A 15,889-nucleotide genomic window follows, 5' to 3' on the forward strand; every position below is an offset into this window, starting at 1 on the left:
GCCATTACTCTTCAGGACCGGCGGCTGAGCAACGAGCGTGACCACCGAACCAAGCCAACCAGCCGACTACCCGGTTGAATGACTGTCGATCTACACGACTCACCGACCATCCTCACCAACGTGAACCAAATCCACGTTCACCAGCCCCTACAACTTGGATAATTACCGTATCTTGGACAACCGACTCGCACACATGGATCAAGCGTCATTTCTCGCGCTGCGGACGCTTGGCTACGGGACGCTGGCGCAAGTCACCTGGATATACAACCGTGCGGTCAACCTTGATGGTCTGCGCCGTTTTCACCAAAATCTGGGGCACGGGTTGTTGGGCCGCGAAATCGAAAGGTCACCGCTGCCTTTCGCTCGCGATAGGTGGGTCGCTTCAACGGAACCCCGCAGCATTGACGTCGACCCAATTCCACGCCCACGCGCCGAACTCAACGCGTGGGCCTACGAACGAGCCTGCCTGCCCATTGATCCCGAAACCGGGCCCAGTTGGCACCTCGGCGTGCTACCGCTCGACGACGGCGGAAGCGCCGCTAGCCTGGTGGCATCGCATACCGTTATCGACGGTCTCGGGCTTTGCCGGGCGATAGCCGACGCCGCCGCAGGCAAGCTACAAAGTCTCGACTACCCACCGCGTGGTTCACGCACACGGCGCGAAGCCCTTGTCGAGGATGGCCGGCAGACCCTTGCCTCGGCGCCAGAATTGGCACGGGCGCTGGCGATGTTGTTGCGGCTGGCCCGACGCAGCCACCGGGACCTCGCTTCATCGATCGCCGCGGCGCCACCGGCCCCCGGTGTTGTGGCCGAAGACCGTGCTGTCGCCGTGCCCACCTTGGCCGCCTACGTCGACTCGCAACTTTGGGATGCGCGCGCGAAAATCCTCGGTGGAACTAGCAACTCGCTTTTCGCGGGTTTCGCATCCCGACTCGGTGTGCGGCTGGGGCGCTTGCTTGAGGACGAAACAGTCACCCTTAGCTTTCCGGTAGGCGAGCGTTTTGAAGGCGACACGCGCGGAAACGCGTTGACCTTTGCCAGCATCACCGTCGACCCAACGGATGCGGCGTCGGATCTCTCCGACATACGTGTCAAGATCAAGCAGTCGCTTGCCGCGCTGGCCCAAGAATCCAATGAGGTCCTGGCGCCGCTTCCATTGGCTGCTATGACACCAAAATGGTTGGCCAGAAGGCTGGTGGGAGTCGGGCTAGGCGCCTCCGGCCTGCCGATCGGTTGCTCCAATCTGGGCGAGCTGAATCCGACAGCGAACCGCCCGGACGGCACGGATGCCGACTACGCATACGGGCGATTGATCGAACCGGGCATTACCCAGCGCACCCTTGAACGCATCGGCGGTCAGCTTTTCATCGCCTCCGGACGAGTCCATGGGAAGGTCTTCATTACGGTAGTCGCATACCGTGCCGGTCAGTCGAACTCGTCAGATATACTGCGCGAGCTGGTATTACGGACATTCGCAGAATTCGGCTTGATTGCCGAAATCGATTGCTAAACGACTCGCGTGGGCGGTCGGTGGCCAACCGGGTGGGGCATCAAAGAGTTTGCGCAACGGTTCTGTGAGGTAAACACCTAGAAAAACGCCGCGTCACAGACCAACCACACCCTGCACCAAAAGAAGCGTGCCCACCGCCAACAGCACCGACAACGTGATCCGGCGACGGTGAACCCGCAACCAACGATCCAGCCGCAACATCGCCACCTCCGTCTGCCGCGGAGCCGCCAAATACGCAAGCAACGGAACCTCAATCACCGTAAGCACCAACACAATAAACACCAAAAACGCGCTCACCTGCATACCCAAAGCAGCTTCAGAAGCCATAATCACCGTCAAAGCCCCCACCGTCTCAACCGGCGGCGCCGACGACGTCAAACCAACCACAAAAGCCGGCCACACAAAACCCTCACGCGCCAACATGCTCTGACTCGCCGACACAACCCGAGCAACCAAACCCGGCGGACCCGACGCCACCGCCACACCCGATCCACCACCAGCACCAGCACCAACCAGAACCCGCCCACGCTGACGCGCCACCATGTTGGCCGCAATCATCAACACAATCACACCCACCGTGATCTGAAGACGCCCACCAGAAAAAATCACCACCGCCGACCGCACATCAGCAATCGCCGAAACCCCCGCCTCAATAGCCGCCAACGCAACATCACGCAACAACACCAACACCGCCACCGCAAGACCAACACCAGCCACCATGCCGCCCAACCAAAAAGCCAGCAGATTCAACATCGGCCGCCGCCGCGTCACCAACACCAGTGCCAGGCCCAAACGGATGGGATCAGTGGCCATGAACAACCCCATCACCAACACGCTCGTCCACATCACGTCGGACGCTACTCCCCACCGACACATCTCGCGGCAATACCGAAAAAATCCCCCAAATCACCCCCTGACCACCACAAACACCCACACCCCACACAACACCAACCACCCCGCCCCAGACCACCAACCCGAGGCGCCACCACACGGCGTCAGCCAGCTCGCCGAATTCAGATAGCCAGCGGTAACCGCGCGCTACGCCAATACGGGCAGGGCACGAGAACAGGAACAAGTGATCATCCAGATAACTTTCGAAGAGCTATGCTGAAGCAAATTTCAACGCAATAACGAGGGGTCAGCCGTGCAAGGCGACAGGTCCGCGCAGGGGCTCGGTACGGCGCCTGAGCGGGCACATCGCGACGGAGTTCGCCGAGTGCGCAGCTCCACAACGGATCCGGGTCGGTAACGATGACACCCGATGATGGTGACGATTCACCCGCGCTTCCCGCTATCACGGTATGCGTGCCGATGTACAACAACAGCGCTTCAATCGCGCGCTGTCTGCGCAGCGTCTTGGAACAGGATGGCGTCGACTTCGAGATACTGGTTGTCGACGACAACTCCTCAGACGATTGTGCCGCTACCGCCGCACTGATGCTCAGAGCCAAAGACCGCCTGATAAGCAACGAATCTCGACTGGGCCTCAACGCCAACCACAATCGGTGCATCCAACTCGCGCGGGGCGAGTATATCCAGTTCGTGCATGGCGACGACTGGCTGCTTCCGGGAGCTCTTCGGGCACTCGCGCCTTGCTTCGATGATCCGGCAGTAGGTCTTGCTTTCGCGCCGCGGCGCGTCTTGAACGACGCCATCCCATGGTGGTGGCGAACGCTCAGCAAGCCACACATTTTCTTTCTCAAACTCCGCGCGTACAACCGCGGGCCATCGTTGGTCAGTCAGATGATGTTGATGGGTTGGGGCAGCAATTGGATTGGTGAACCGACCTGCGTAATGTTCCGGCGTCGGCTGGCCGTGGATGTCGGCTGCTTCCGGGAAGATATCTATCAGCTCGTCGACTTGGATTTGTGGCTTCGTCTAATGCTGAGATCGGCGGTCCGCTTTGTGCCACAACAACTGTCGGTTCGCAGTCAAACGCCTGGCACGGAATCGGTACGCAACGCCAAGTCTCGGCGCGGCTGGCTCGACCAGCTGCGCATTCTCACGTGGCTGATCGTCGACCCAGCGTCGCCCGCGGCGACTCGGATCATCGCGATGGTGTGGTGGCTGCCTATCTGGCTAGCACTGAACGTGGAGGTCGCGGTAGTCGGACAACAGCGGTGGCTGCGCTTGAAAACCTTGGCCCAGGCTCCATATCGCGAGTTCACACGTGCCCGGAAATTGCGGGACGTGCTTTTGAGCCTTCCCACGACAAGCCCCTAGGCTCGCCCAATCGCCCGGGCGCCGGTGATGCGAACTGAATCCCGATCAACAACAGTACGACTCTCATTGCAGGGCGTCGCCATAGCAGTCGCCGACGGTTCCTAAGGAACCAGCGGTCCACAGCTCCGGACGCTCCACCCGAAGCCTTAGCAGCTGACCTGAGTGCTGCGATCAGCATACTCGAATCGTTGCGGCCGCGCGGTTTCTGTTGGCCGCAGGAATGTCCAGCGTGTCGTTGACCAGAGCGGAATCGCGTTGGCCCAGAACATATAAACCATGATCATTCGCGAGAAGAGATGCCGTATCGCGCACCCGCACACCGTGCACCCGGTGTTCGCTGATGTCGCCACACCGGTGATCTTTGGCTCGTGTCGCAGTGCAGCGCCGGTTGAGGAGGTCAGCGTGGGTTGGTCGGTCTCCGCAGATCAGATTCAGCACCCGGCGTGTGGGCTAGGTTGGCCGGTACAGGCCCTGTGACTGCCACCACACGAGTGTGCTATCAATACGATCGATGTTATCTGGTCGTAATTTCACCACGTCACGATCGATACCGAGCTTCGGTAATGGGTCGCGTCTCATCGCTGGTGTAAATGGTCACGGGCGTAGGTTCCGTCGCAACCGACGAAAGCTATGAAGGAGGGGCTACGCCCGTGACCAAGCGAGTATCGCCGATTGAGCGTGTGCGTGAGGAATTGTCAATACCTGTGGATTGAGATGTCGGTCGTTGTGGTTGCTTGCGTGGCGGGGCTACTGGATGCTTAATCTTCAGTTGGGAATGGGAATTTGTGAAGGGAACAGATGGTGAAGACGGCAGCAGCGTTAGGCGCGGTGGCGCTGGTGGCCTTGGGAGGGGCTTGCGGTGTGGCGGACGCTTCGCCGGCTGTGCAGACCGCCGAGCCGATGATTGTCGCGCATCGTGCAGGCACGGGCGATTTCCCTGAGAACACAGTTTTGGCGATAACGAACGCGGTTGCAGCGGGTGTGGATGGCGTATGGCTCACCGTGCAGGTCAGCAGCGATGGGGTGCCGGTGTTGTATCGACCGTCTGATCTGGCCACGTTGACTGACGGCACGGGACCTGTTAATTCGAAGACCGCGCAGCAATTGCAGCAGCTCAACGCGGGGTGGAGTTTCACCGCTCCGGGGGTCGATGGCTATCCGTACCGGCAGCGGCCTACGCCGATACCGACGTTGGAGCAAGCCATCGCCGCGACTGCACCTGATATGGCTTTGTTTTTGGATCTCAAGCAGACTCCGGCGCAGCCGCTGGTCTTAGCGGTCGCGCATGCGTTGAGGAAGGCGGGGGCTGTCGAGCGGTCGATTGTGTACTCCACCGATGCCGACATCACCCATGCAGCCTCTGAACAGCAGGGATTGCGGGTCGCTGAAAGTCGTGACATCACCCGCGAGCGCCTTTTGAACATGTCCTTGAACCATCGCTGTGCTCCGGCGCCTAATCCTGGGAAGTGGGCGGGATTTGAGTTGCATCGCGATGTCACCGTCACCGAGGAATTCACTTTGGGGGCTGGGGTTTCGCAGGTAAACGCTGAGTTGTGGGACCCAGCCTCGGTCGAGTGCTTCAAATCGCAATCCGGTAGGCAAGTCATGGGTTTCGCGGTGAAAACAGTCGACGACTACCGTCTGGCTCAAAAAATCGGACTCGATGCCGTGCTCGTGGACTCCCCCCGCGCGGCCCAACACTGGCGTGATGGACAAGTCCGGCCGGGACAGTAGCCGAGTACTGGCGGCGAGTAGTCCCCAGCATCTGGGGATCGTGATTTTTTAGGCGGCTTCCTCGTTGGTGGTGTGGTCGGGGCGTTCAACAAGTTTTCCGTTTTCGAACTTCGTGCCGGCTCGGACGAGCGCGACCAGGTGCGGTGCGTTGATAGCGCGCCAGCGTGACTGTGCAGCCTCAATGAGTTTGAATGCCATGGCCAGCCCTGCCGCGCGGGAGCCGGGCCCCTTGGTGATTTTGGTGCGGTTGCGTACGGTGGCGAACGTGCTCTCGATGGGATTTGTTGTGCGCAAATGAATCCAGTGCTCGGCGGGAAAGTCATAGAAGGCCAGCAGCACATCGGCGTCGTCGGTGATCTTGGCTACCGCTTTGGGGAACTTGGCGCCGTAGGCGGTCCGGAATGCTTTCACCGCGTCCAGCGCATGCGTCTTGTCTTCGGCGTTCCAGATCTGGGCGAGCGCCTTCTTCGCTCCTGGGTGCGCTGATTTGGGCAACACGGCGAGCACATTGCCGATCTTGTGAAACCAACAACGCTGTTCACAAGTGGCTGGGAACACTTCGCGTAGCGCGCCCCAAAACCCCAGTGCGCCGTCGCCGACCGCTAGCACCGGTGCGCGCATCCCGCGGCGTTTACAGTCGCGCAGCAGATCAGCCCACGATCCTGTCGATTCACGGTATCCATCGGTGATGGCGACGAGCTCTTTGCGTCCATCACCGCGCACCCCGATCATCACCAGCAAACACAGCTTCTCTTCTGCGAGTCTTACTTTGAGGTGGATGCCGTCGACCCAGAGATACACGAAATCGGTGCCTGAGAGGTCGCGCTGCCCAAACGCTTTGGCCTCGTTCTGCCAGTGCGTAGTCAACCGGGTGATCGAAGCAGCCGAGAGCCCCGTGCCGGTGCCCAAGAACTGCTCCAGCGCCGGGGCGAAATCCCCGGTCGACAGGCCATGCAGGTATAGGAGCGGCAGTACCTCGGTGATCTGGGCTGATTTACGTGCCCACGCTGGCAGGATGGCCGAGCAAAACCGATGCCGCTCACCGGTATCGGAGTCGATGCGCTTGTCGTTGACCCGGGGTGCTTTCACCCTAACCGCCCCCGCCGCTGTGAGCACTTCGCGTTCACTGTGATAACCGTTGCGCACTACCAGTCGATACCCATTCTCATCGACCTCGCCAGCGTGGGCGTCGATGTAGGCCAGCACCTCAGCCCACAACGCAGTGGCCAGCATCTGGCGGGCACCATCACGCACGATTTCATCAAGCAACGACCGGCCCAGCGAGCCGTGAGGGCTGGACGTCGACCCGCCGTGGACTACCTTGAGCATGGGCGTACCTTTCCCGAACCAGCGCCCCAAGCGCCGGCTCTTGATCAAAACGATGGACTTTTCAGATCATCCTCGGGAAGGTGCGCCCTTTGACGTCACCAGGCCGAAGGTTATCCACAAGTTCTGATCATTGCTCGTGTGCGTGTTGAGATGGATCAGTTGTTCGCCGCGACCGAGCGGCCGTTGACCGAGATTTTGGAGGAGGTCGGGCGGTTATCGGTGCGTCTGGTGTTTCAGGTCGCCGTGGAGGCCGAGGTAGAAGCAGTGTTGGGCCGAGCCCGTCACCAGCGTCGGGTTCAGGACGGCCCGGGCGGGTACCGCAATGGGTATCAACCGCCGGCGACGGTGAAGACCACGATGGGCTCGGTCGAATTATGCCGCCCGAAACTACGCGACACCGACGAGCGGTTCTGTTCGCGGCTATTCGGTGCCGGGGTGACGCGCACCCACGCTCTGGAGGCGTTGGTGATTTCGGGATGGGTGCGCGGTTTGTCGGATCGCGACATCGAGGCCGCGTTGGCCGAGGTGCTGGGCTCGCAGGCGGCGTTGTCGCGCTCGACGGTGAGCCGGATTTGTGCGGCCATCAAAGACGAGTTCGCTGCGTGGTCGTCTCGACGCCTTGATGAGCTGGTGTTGGACTACCTGTTCTTGGATGCCTCGAACTTTCGGATGCATCCCAACGCCCCGGCCGAGCCGGTGCTGGCCGCCTGGGGCATCTGCACCGACGGCAAGCCCCTGTTTATTGGGCTGGCCCCAGCCGCAGCGGAGTCGGCTGATGCGTGGGCCGACTTCTTGGCTGACCTGAGGAACCGGGGACTACGCCCGCCGCTACTGGGCATCTCCGACGGGGCGCCGGGCCTGATCGCCGCATGGGAGACCACGTTTCCGGCAAGCCTGCGTCAGCGGTGTCTGATCCATCGCTGCCGTAACGTCATCGCCAAGACACCTGTCGCGGTCCAGGACGAGATCAAAGCCGCGTTCTGGTCGATCTTCGATGACATTGACCAGCCACCCGGCCAGCAGGCCGTGGATGAAGCCACCCGCCGCGCCGAGGAGTTCACCACCACATACCGCGGGCTCTACCCAGCCGCGGTCGCTTGCCTGGCCAACGACTTCGCCTCGCTGAGCGTGCATTTGCGCTTCCCCCGCCAACACTGGACACGCATCCGCCATTCCAACCTCATCGAACGCACCTTCGGAGAATCCCGTCGCCGGGTCAAGGTCATCGGCCGCCTACCCGGCGAAACCAGCTGTCTGTCGCTGGTATGGGCCGTCCTCGACCGCGCCAGCCGCGGCTGGCGCGGAGTCACCCAAACATCAGCGACCAGCCGCCACCTCCAAGAACTACGCCACCAACTGCTCGAGCCACCCCGCCCACTGCATCCCCCCACCACAACAACCACGACCGACACCACCGCCGCGTAACATGACCACCAGGAACATGCGCCCAGCGTTTTTACACCAGTCCTAAGACGCCACCCGGTAATGGGTTCGGTCTGGTTGGGAACTTGATGCGGTCGTTGCAGATTGGCTTAATCGCGCTGAGCCTCCATGTCGCTATGACAAGCTTTGCTGCGCCGGTGCACGCCGACGGAGCCGACTTTGATTTCGAAGGTGACCAGAGCGAGTACGAGAAGTTCTACACTCCGCCAGACCCGCTGCCGTCGGGACAACCGGGCGATCTAATTCGCACCGAGCCATCGAGGTTGGTTCTTGAGCCATCCGGACAACTCGGTGCGATATTGGCGACTGGGACCCGCATCATGTATCGCAGCACGGATGCGCGCGGAAAGCCGATCGCGGTGACGGGCACCTACTTCGAGCCTGACAATCCCTGGCCGGGCGGCGGTCCGCGACCGTTGCTGAGTTACGCTCCGGGCACCCAGGGCCAAGGCGACCAGTGCGCGCCTTCGCGGTTATTCAATCAGGGCATTCATTGGTCGCCGTTCCTCGATTTCGCGGTCAACTACGACGAGGCGTTCGTGGCGACGATGGTGGCCCGCGGCTTCGCGATCGTGATGACGGACTATGAGGGCCTTGGCACTCCAGGCATACACACCTATGTGAACCGCCTCGCTGAAGGACAAGCAGTCCTCGACGCCGTCCGCGCCGCCCAGCAGTTGCCAGATACTTCGTTGAACCCGGGCGGCCCGGTTGCGTTCTGGGGATATTCGCAGGGCGGTGGGGCGGTTGCCTCTGCGGCCGAACTCGCGCCTTCCTACGCCCCGGAACTTCATGTTGTGGGCACCTACTCGGGCGCGCCGCCGGCAAACCTGGCTGAAATGTTGCCTTATCTGGATGGCAACGCTCTAGTAGGCGTAACTGGCTATCTGATTAACGGCGCCATATACGCTTACCCGGAGTTCGCCGATGTCATTCACAGCAAGATGACTCCTCGCGGCGAGGATCTACTCGCCAAGACGCGTCACCAGTGCGTCCCAGAAACCGCTCTGAAATTCATGTTCCGGCATCTGCGGCCTTACTTCACCGAAGACCTCAGTCAGCTCGTCACCGAGGAGCCGATCAAGAGTCTGTTCGATCTGCAGCGGATCGGCCGCTATCGGCCGGACGCACCGGTATTCCTCGAGAGCAATCGCTACGACCCACTGGTGCCATGGGGCCCGGTCAACCAGCTCGCCCACGACTGGTGTGCGCAAGAGGCTGACGTCCAGTTTTGGACCAACGAGGAGCCACCATTTCTCAATAAGACATCGGTCAACCACGTGGCTGGTCCCCGATATCGGGTCCACCTGGAATTAGAGCCAGGTTGTTGTTGATCTGGATTTTAGTTGATGTCGCAGGCTATGGGGTGATGGGTGTGGCTGCATTGGGCAGCGTATTCGGCCGGAGTGCGATAACCCAGCGATGAGTGGCGGTGGCGGTGGTTGTGCTCGTGTTTGAAATCGCTGATCACCACCTTGGCTTCGAGCAGGTCAGTCCAGTAGTTGCGGTTCAGACACTCCTTTCGTAAGCGGCTGTTAAAGGATTCAATGTAGGGGTTTTTCCAGGGCTGACCTGGGGGGATATAGGTCAGCCCGACTTTTCCGTCGCAAAACTGCTGCAACGCTTGAGAAATCAGCTCCGGCCCGTTGTCCATGCGCAGCACCGTGGGCGGACCCCCGGCAGTGGTGAACACTCGCTCGAGCTCGTCGACCAGCGCCTCGGCGGTGATGGAGCGTGCGGTCATGTCCAGCAGCGACTCGCGAGTGTGCTCATCGAGCATCGAGGCGATCTTGACCGACCTGCCGTCGATAGTGGAGTCAAACTGAAAATCCAGCGCCCACACCACCTTGGGGGCATCGGCGATGATCGGCGGCACTGAGGGCACACCACCACGTTTGCGTGGGGAGCGGACGGCGACTTGCAGTCCCTCTTGGCGCCACAGCCGGTGGATCTTCTTCTTGTTGACCTGGTGATGCTCGTCGTAGCGCAACGCCGACCACGCACGGCGAAACCCGTGACAGGGGTGTTTGCGGGCGTAGGAACGCAGCCAGGCCCGCAGATCGGCATCCGGGTCCGCCGGGGTCTGGTCGATACGGACACGTCGGTAGGTTGAGCGGGCCAGCCCAACCGCTTGGCACGCCAACCGTTCTGAGATGCCCTTGACTTCTGTGAGCATGTCCACGGCGCGGCGTTTGGCGGCTGGGCTCAAAATTTTCCCTTGGCCACCTCACGTAGGGCGTCTTTGACGAGCTCGGCCTCGGCCAACAGCCGTTTGAGCCGCCCGTTTTGCTCGCGCAGTTCCTTGAGCTCGCGGGCCGCATCGAGATCCATTCCCCCGTAGGCTCGGCGCCAGTTGTACAGGGTGGCCGCCGATACCCCCAGCTCGGCAGCGATCTGCTCACCGGAGCTGCCGCCGGCGGCCAGCTCATCAGCTCGGCGCAGCTTGCGCACAATGTCTTCGGCGGCATACCTCTTACGACCAGCCATTTCCTTGTCCCTTCCAGCCCACGTTTAGGGCCACGAGACTCTAAAACAAGCTGGACTCATTCACGGGGAACACGCCACACGCACTAGCGTTGTTTGTCGATGGTGAGCGCGGAATGCAATGGATCGCTGACCGATTCAACGGACTTCCCAGCACACCCAACTGCGGCCAGTTCTGACCACCGCTGCCTCCAATCAACGGACAGCGATATTCAGCGGCCAGGTGAATAGCTGAGTCCTTTCCTTCCATTGTTGCCAAAGGACCCGCAGCGGTGCAGCTCACGGCCGGCGACTGCGCAGCTCTTGATTCAGATCCAAGATTGCGTCGACGAGCCGATCCGCCAAGACTGTGCGACGCGCTGGCTTTACCCAGGCGCTCTCTCCGCATCCGAGCCGCGCCAGGTTGGATTCGATGAGTTCGTAGGGATAAGACGTGTGCTGCGCGAGGAACTCGGGCAGGTTCGCCATGGCCTGGTGCCAAGGTGTGTTGTAACGCGGCAAGACAGTCTTGAGAAAAGGAAACCGCAGATGCTCGATCAGGCCGTCCCAGAAGTAAATGGTGTTGTTGAGGGATACACCGGAGAACCTGCTGGCCCACTGATGCTGCGGCGAGCGCCGATAGGTTTCTTTGATAGTTCCCGCCGAAACAAACGGTTTGATGCTAAGACCCGCTCTGCGGGCACGCTTCGATAGGCCGACTTCGTAGTTCCAGATTAGAAGGCGCTTATGGACCACGTATTGGAATCCGTTCCAGAAGTCGTTGAGGAAGGGGCGGGTGCGCGAGTTGAGGTCCCACGCTAAGAAAAAGGACTGTAGGTGCGAAGTCAGCAACTCGGTGCTCTCGATAGCACCGTACATGTCAGCATCATGGAACGAACTCCACATCTCTTCAATGGGAAACAGCGGACCATAAACGCTGTCGTTGGCGATCACCAACCGGTCGAACTGATCAAGCGACCAGCCATGCTGCCGCAAAATGCACCAAGCCAGATGCCACGAGCCGAAGTCGAGCGAAAGCGTGCGACGAGTATAAATTCCGGCACAGAATTCGCGAATCAGAGCCACCGACTCCGGCGTCAACGTCGGTGAACCAGAGACGAAAATAATGGTCGCCCCCAGCCCATACAGCGCCCTCAGGTAATACGCCACGTAAGGATCCACCACACCCTGGGCATCGAAGTGCGCGAACAGAACCAACGTGCGCCGACCCGACGGAGGCCGCGGCATCAGCTCCTGATGGGTTTCGCAAACAAAACCCAACGCATCCCCGTCCCGCCGGTAACGCATCGCAGCCAAAGTACGCTCGGACTCGCTACGCAGCACGTCTCGGAATTTCACCATTCCCCCACGGATCGGCTGAATGCCGCTGCCCAGATGCTACGTACCTCAGAAATCTCCCTGCGCGTCAATCCGCTAGGGCACGCGTATGCGCAAGCGCCGAATTGAGTTGCCATCACACGTTGTGGGCCTCCAGCCACGTTCGGATTCGCAAGGCGGTCGGGCCCGGTCTGGCCCAGCTGGCCTCCCCGAGACCGAGCCTGTCCAAATTCGCTTGAATAAGGCTGTAAGGGTACGGGGTTTGCTGCTCGATGAACTCAGGTAGGTGCGCTACCGACTCCTGCCACGGTGTGTTGTAGCGCGGCAAGCTTGCCTTCAGGAACGGGAACCGGAGATGCTCGATCAGACCGTCCCAGTAGTAGATGGTGTTATTCACGCCTCCTCTCTTGGACCACCTGGCGGCCCGTTGGTGCGACAGAGACAGCCCATAGGTTTGTTTGACGGTGTCAACGGATGCGAATGGTTTGAGGCGCAAGCCCGCTTCACGCGCACGCGTGGATAGGCCGAGCTCGTATCGACGGATGAGGAGAAGTTTGTCGACGATGTATTGGAATCCGTTCCAGAAGTCGTTGAGGAAGGGGCGGGTGCGCGAGTTGAGGTCCCACGCTAAGAAAAAGGACTGTAGGTGCGAAGTCAGCAACTCGGTGCTCTCGATAGCACCGTACATGTCAGCATCATGGAACGAACTCCACATCTCTTCAATGGGAAACAGCGGACCATAAACGCTGTCGTTGGCGATCACCAACCGGTCGAACTGATCAAGCGACCAGCCATGCTGCCGCAAAATGCACCAAGCCAGATGCCACGAGCCGAAGTCGAGCGAAAGCGTGCGACGAGTATAAATTCCGGCACAGAATTCGCGGATCAGAGCCACCGACTCCGGCGTCAACGTCGGTGAACCAGAGACGAAAATAATGGTCGCCCCCAGCCCATACAGCGCCCTCAGGTAATACGCCACGTAAGGATCCACCACACCCTGGGCATCGAAGTGCGCGAACAGAACCAACGTGCGCCGACCCGACGGAGGCCGCGGCATCAGCTCCTGATGGGTTTCGCAAACAAAACCCAACGCATCCCCGTCCCGCCGGTAACGCATCGCAGCCCGATAGGAGCTGCGCTCAGATTCGCTGCGCAATCTGATCAGCAGGGCGCGAGTGAACTCAATTGTTCGGTACATGATCTCAAGCGAGGCCAGCCTCATGGTTCTTCGTGGCTAGCGCGAAGAAGTCGGTTTTGGTGGTAGTCATGTCCACAATTTCGAATCCAACATAGTTCAGCAATTCACCGATTAGCTGAACATCAAAGACATGATGGTGAAGAGTTCGGTTATGAAAATTGTTCAGGCTTCGTTTTCTAAAATGCTCTAAGTCACCGGCAGGCGGATCTCTCGGCAGGTCGTGGAGCGCCAGTATTTCGTCAAGATGCGTAAGGTCATCCTCCTTGACGTCATGCGCGAAATCTTCCAATAAATGATTAAACTTCGTGAACGGACGCCGGTGGTCGAAATTGCTCTCTTTGTTCGGAAGAACGAGTACCAACACGCCACCATCCTTGACTACTCTTTTCCATTCGATAAGAGCTTTTATGGGATTAGCTACATGCTCCAGACAGTTCGACGACAGCAGGAAATCATATTGTGCGCTTGCGATCTCACTTAGATCAGTAGCCTCGGAAATAAACTGGTGGCCCGACTTCCTATAGTAGTAGTTGAAGCTGTCACCGGCTTTGATCCTGCCCTCCCACACGGTATCGGTGGAGAAGTTGACGCCATCCAATCCCCCAACAACTGGATAGAGCGGCAGAACGGTTTTAAAGAGCGCGCTCGGTCCGCCGACCTCTATGCCGTATTTGTTTTCGACAGCCAACTGATACTGTTGACGAATACGCAATCTAAATGGCGCATACTTCAGTGCGTAAAACAAATCGATCGCCGACTTGGATCCGCGCTCCTTGATGGACTGCCGCATTTTCTTCCTTTTCGATCAAAAACAATGATTTAAGAGATCAATCACATACAGCTTGGACGGTTGCATGACGCATGTCGTTGACGATACGAACGCCGTTTCTATAATTCCGCCTCTGCCGGGCGGTCGCCCGCCGCCTAAATCTGCATATCCGTCATATTAAATTCACTCCCCGCATAGTTGCGCGCCAATTGCACGGTTACCGCCACGAGCCGCTGCTCGATCGGTCACGACCGCACTCCTTGGCACATCCAGGGCAAGTTCCGTTGCCTACTTCCCGAGTTCTCGACGAAAGGGCTCCGGCTGTTGAAACCGAGGCCTTCCCGTCGCACAAAGTTTCGCAGATTACGCAAGCTGTCGTGGCAAAAATTCCGTGATTTGACCCAATATTCGTCAAGCGCCGCGGGTAACCGTCTAAGGACACTCTCGCACCGGGCTACCGGACCAACGCCCGGCAGCGATGCTGATGTGCGATTCCAGCCCGCGACTGACACCCCATCGCTATGCTTCGCGGGCGTGCTGCGCACGTCGGCTGACAACAACCCAGCCGCGGCGCTTTCCATAGTGCCCCAAGACGCAGTTTTGGCCACCACGACGCAGGTCGGCTCGCGGGATCATCTCGCAGCCGGTCCACCAAAACGTGGCCCACGACGCCGTACGAGTCCATGCCGCCGGGCAAGAGGGGAGCTGCAGTGACCGAAAAGACCGCGAACACTCCGAAGGTGAGTGTCGTATCGACCACCTATAACCAGGAGGACTACGTCCGCAAAACTTTCGACGGCTTTGTCGCCCAGCAGACCGACTTCCCCGTGGAGGTAATCGTCGCCGACGACGCGTCGACGGATTCCACGCCTGCAATCATCCGGGAGTACACCGAACGCCACCCACACCTGTTCCGCCCGATCTTCAGGCCGCAGAACCTCGGCTACAAGACCAACCTCATCACCGCCATGTCAGCTGCTCGCGGACAGTACCTCGCATGGTGCGAGGGAGACGACTACTGGACCGATCCGATGAAGCTGAGCAAGCAAGTGGCTTTTCTCGACCGACATCCGAACACCGCAATCTGCTTCCACCCGGTGCGAGTTACCTGGGAAGGCGGCCGCGCTGACGACTACCAGTTCCCGCCGGCCCGCTGGCGTCTCAACCTCAGCGTGGAGGGACTACTCAGACGAAACTTCATCCAAAACGTATCGGTCATGTACCGCACCCTCCCGCGCTACGATGACGTCCCGGCTGCCGGCGCGTGTTTCGACTACTACCTGCACCTGCTGCACGCGGTCCACGGCGACATCGCGATGCTGCCAGAGACGATGGCCGTCTATCGCCGCCATCCCGAGGGCATGTTCTACGACGCGCTCGTCGATCCGGCAAAATTCTGGTTAAAGCATGGCCCTGGGCACGCGGCGACGTTCGATGTGATGATCGACCTGTTGTCCGATGACCTGGTGCGCGAGCAGATTTTCGGCGAGCACACTGGCGAGATCCTGCGCCAGATCGGCCGAGTGCCGGGCCCGCAGGGGCGCGCCGCCCTCCTCGACGTGATGACACAACACCCACGGTTGGCCATGGTTGCTCTGCGGTACCAATGGGCTCAGACGCCCTGGCGGCGACTCAAAAACAAAATCTCGGCCGAAACGTCGGACTGGAGGGGCAACGTGGATGTCCATTCGCTCCGGTTCAGACGCCAGCTGAGAAAGATCAAGCGTGGCATAGCGCCACAAGGCAACGCTGACTAGGCGTGCGACGATCTTGGGTAACGCACACCCAGCAATTCTCAATCATGCAGCGAGGCAAGCCGCTAGGCTGCTCATTACTTCAGGCGCAAGAAGCTAGTTCCGGTGCGGAGGCCATTGGTGTCAGA

Annotated in this window: 14 protein-coding genes; 8 read left to right on the plus strand and 6 right to left on the minus strand. The window is 59.9% G+C overall.

Annotation, left to right across the window (positions count from 1 at the left end):
• The first annotated feature begins 154 nt into the window (after window positions 1-154).
• Window positions 155-1,510, plus strand: a complete 1,356-nt coding sequence (locus ACO07W_RS01130) for a hypothetical protein (RefSeq protein WP_421840158.1) — start codon at window positions 155-157, stop codon at window positions 1,508-1,510.
• 93 nt (window positions 1,511-1,603) lie between these two features.
• On the opposite strand, the gene ACO07W_RS01135 is transcribed toward ACO07W_RS01130, so the two are convergent.
• Window positions 1,604-2,356: a GAP family protein gene (locus tag ACO07W_RS01135; RefSeq protein ID WP_421840159.1), complete on the minus strand. Its 753-nt coding sequence runs from the start codon at window positions 2,354-2,356 to the stop codon at window positions 1,604-1,606.
• Between the two features lie 405 nt (window positions 2,357-2,761).
• Here ACO07W_RS01135 and ACO07W_RS01140 point away from each other — a divergent pair, with 405 nt between their 5' ends.
• The 4 genes from ACO07W_RS01140 (at window position 2,762) to ACO07W_RS01155 (ending at window position 5,467) form a co-directional block, all read left to right on the plus strand.
• Window positions 2,762-3,733, plus strand: coding sequence for a glycosyltransferase family 2 protein (locus ACO07W_RS01140; protein ID WP_421840160.1), 972 nt, complete (start codon window positions 2,762-2,764; stop codon window positions 3,731-3,733).
• Window positions 3,734-4,009: 276 nt separating this feature from the next.
• Window positions 4,010-4,210, plus strand: a complete 201-nt coding sequence (locus ACO07W_RS01145; protein ID WP_421840161.1) for a hypothetical protein — start codon at window positions 4,010-4,012, stop codon at window positions 4,208-4,210.
• Between the two features lie 113 nt (window positions 4,211-4,323).
• On the plus strand, window positions 4,324-4,446 hold the full coding sequence (locus ACO07W_RS01150; protein WP_421840162.1) for a hypothetical protein: 123 nt from the start codon (window positions 4,324-4,326) through the stop codon (window positions 4,444-4,446).
• 85 nt (window positions 4,447-4,531) lie between these two features.
• Window positions 4,532-5,467 (plus strand): glycerophosphodiester phosphodiesterase family protein, encoded by a 936-nt coding sequence (locus ACO07W_RS01155; protein WP_421840163.1) that lies wholly within the window; start codon window positions 4,532-4,534, stop codon window positions 5,465-5,467.
• A 48-nt stretch (window positions 5,468-5,515) separates the two neighbouring features.
• Here ACO07W_RS01155 and ACO07W_RS01160 read toward each other — a convergent pair whose 3' ends face one another.
• Window positions 5,516-6,796 (minus strand): IS256 family transposase, encoded by a 1,281-nt coding sequence (locus ACO07W_RS01160; RefSeq protein ID WP_421840164.1) that lies wholly within the window; start codon window positions 6,794-6,796, stop codon window positions 5,516-5,518.
• A 150-nt stretch (window positions 6,797-6,946) separates the two neighbouring features.
• Here ACO07W_RS01160 and ACO07W_RS01165 point away from each other — a divergent pair, with 150 nt between their 5' ends.
• Entirely contained in the window at window positions 6,947-8,221 is a 1,275-nt protein-coding gene (locus ACO07W_RS01165; protein ID WP_421840071.1) for an IS256 family transposase, read from the plus strand.
• A gap of 134 nt (window positions 8,222-8,355) precedes the next feature.
• Window positions 8,356-9,573 carry a lipase family protein gene (locus ACO07W_RS01170; protein ID WP_421840165.1) on the plus strand — a complete coding sequence of 406 codons (1,218 nt, stop codon included), beginning with the start codon at window positions 8,356-8,358 and terminating at the stop codon, window positions 9,571-9,573.
• A gap of 8 nt (window positions 9,574-9,581) precedes the next feature.
• On the opposite strand, the gene ACO07W_RS01175 is transcribed toward ACO07W_RS01170, so the two are convergent.
• The 4 genes from ACO07W_RS01175 to ACO07W_RS01190 form a co-directional block, all read right to left on the minus strand.
• Window positions 9,582-10,726, minus strand: a protein-coding gene (locus tag ACO07W_RS01175) for an IS3 family transposase (RefSeq protein WP_421840069.1) whose coding sequence is annotated in 2 segments (ribosomal slippage) — window positions 9,582-10,459 and window positions 10,459-10,726 — 1,146 coding nt in all. Because the reading frame shifts where the segments join, the coding sequence is not laid out codon by codon here.
• A gap of 276 nt (window positions 10,727-11,002) precedes the next feature.
• On the minus strand, window positions 11,003-12,061 hold the full coding sequence (locus ACO07W_RS01180; protein ID WP_421840166.1) for a rhamnan synthesis F family protein: 1,059 nt from the start codon (window positions 12,059-12,061) through the stop codon (window positions 11,003-11,005).
• Window positions 12,062-12,176: 115 nt separating this feature from the next.
• Complete coding sequence (locus tag ACO07W_RS01185) at window positions 12,177-13,067, minus strand: rhamnan synthesis F family protein (protein ID WP_421840167.1); 891 nt, start codon at window positions 13,065-13,067, stop codon at window positions 12,177-12,179.
• Window positions 13,068-13,242: 175 nt separating this feature from the next.
• On the minus strand, window positions 13,243-14,028 hold the full coding sequence (locus tag ACO07W_RS01190; RefSeq protein ID WP_421840168.1) for a methyltransferase domain-containing protein: 786 nt from the start codon (window positions 14,026-14,028) through the stop codon (window positions 13,243-13,245).
• A 689-nt stretch (window positions 14,029-14,717) separates the two neighbouring features.
• Between ACO07W_RS01190 and ACO07W_RS01195 the strand changes: the two genes are divergently transcribed.
• Window positions 14,718-15,764, plus strand: a complete 1,047-nt coding sequence (locus tag ACO07W_RS01195; RefSeq protein WP_421840169.1) for a glycosyltransferase family 2 protein — start codon at window positions 14,718-14,720, stop codon at window positions 15,762-15,764.
• Window positions 15,765-15,889: the final 125 nt, after the last annotated feature.

Origin of the sequence: Mycobacterium sp., from assembly GCF_965230835.1 — a bacterium.
In the GTDB taxonomy this organism is placed as follows: Bacteria; Actinomycetota; Actinomycetes; order Mycobacteriales; family Mycobacteriaceae; genus Mycobacterium.